This is a genomic window from Mucilaginibacter pineti (assembly GCF_900101875.1).
In the GTDB taxonomy this organism is placed as follows: domain Bacteria; phylum Bacteroidota; class Bacteroidia; order Sphingobacteriales; family Sphingobacteriaceae; genus Mucilaginibacter; species Mucilaginibacter pineti.
Window position 1 is genome coordinate 1 of sequence record NZ_FNAI01000049.1, and the last position, 1,255, is coordinate 1,255.

Consider the following 1,255-nt stretch of genomic DNA (forward strand, 5'->3'; position numbering starts at 1 on the left):
CAAAAGAAAAGGAGCAAGCGGAAGCTGGGCAGTGGCCCTGCTTTGCTTGCATTTGCGCTGCAAATGGGGTTTTGCGTATCCTCCGGGGATACTTAAGGGCGTTTTAGCCGGTGAAATAAAAGAAAACAGGATACTTAGGGGTATCCTGTATAAACAGCTAAAGGTATATACAGCTATATGCCAAGAAAGATTAAACGATGGAAGATATTAATATAAGATCGGTCAGGTACCCTGTTACGGTAGATCAGAAGTTTGAAAAGATCGCCCTCAAACTGGGCCGCACGAAACGCCAGGTCTTCATCCAGATGGTGGATTACTTTTATAAAAGCAAGAAAGACCCGATGGACCTGAATGATGAGCTGTTAAAAAATACGCTGATGAAGAACCACCAGCAGTATATCGGTTTTATTAAAAGCCAGGAAAACCTGCTGCTTATCCCGATGAAAACGGAAATGGACAGGGTGACGGTATCGCAGGGCAAGATCATCGACCGCTTTAACACTGAAGTGCTTAAACGCAACGTCGATGTGCTCAATAAACAGAACGTTCACGACCAGAAGCTGAACGCTATTGGCGTGATGATGGAAACGATCAGGAAAAACCAGAAAAGCAAAGAGGCACTGAAAGCGCAGTTCCTGTTCATCCTGGACAGCTATATCAAGTCCAGGGATGCATTTGGCATGATGACATCAGGCCGGGAAAAAGAGGAACTAATCTCAATTACCAAAGCGCAGGTTGATTTATTGTAAGTAATAATCAGTGTAGGGAGGCTTATGTTTATTAATATCACCGATAGTAAAGAGGCAGCTAATAAAGGCAGCAGCGCAGGGCTGGTGCATTACCTTGAAAAAGAGAACCGCATCGATAACAAACAACAGCCCGAATATTGGTTCAATGGCCAGCAGATCAGGATCGAGCCTTATGAGGTGATGCGGACAATAGACAATAATATCGCCAAGCTGGGTAAGGACGATGCCAAATTCTTCCTGGTCAATGTCAGCCCCAGCCAGAAAGAGATCGCGTTTCTAAAAGAGCAATATGGGGAAGAAGGTGCAAAAGAGCAAATGAAAGGGTTCGCCGTCCGGGTAATGGATGCTTATGCACAGAACTTTAAAAAGGACGGTATTCACAGCCATGAAGACCTGGTATGGTTTGCCAAGCTGGAAAATCATCGTTACTACAGCCACAAAGACCCGGAGGTCAAGCAGGGACTTAAAAAGCGCGGCGATCGTAAAGACGGTAATCAGATGCATGT

General features: G+C 45.1%; 2 protein-coding genes. Both read left to right on the forward strand.

Translation table 11 applies throughout. The annotated features are described in order from the left end of the window. The first annotated feature begins 197 nt into the window (after window positions 1-197). Window positions 198-749 (forward strand): BfmA/BtgA family mobilization protein, encoded by a 552-nt coding sequence (locus BLS59_RS31110; RefSeq protein WP_091157932.1) that lies wholly within the window; start codon window positions 198-200, stop codon window positions 747-749. A gap of 24 nt (window positions 750-773) precedes the next feature. Continuing rightward, a partial coding sequence (locus tag BLS59_RS31115; protein ID WP_240315425.1) for a DUF5712 family protein occupies window positions 774-1,255 on the forward strand: 482 nt, incomplete at its 3' end.

Excerpts from the sequence above, each read along its gene's own strand:
- BLS59_RS31110 (WP_091157932.1), top strand. The coding sequence starts at position 198 with ATGGAAGATATTAATATAAGATCGGTCAGGTACCCTGTTACGGTAGAT.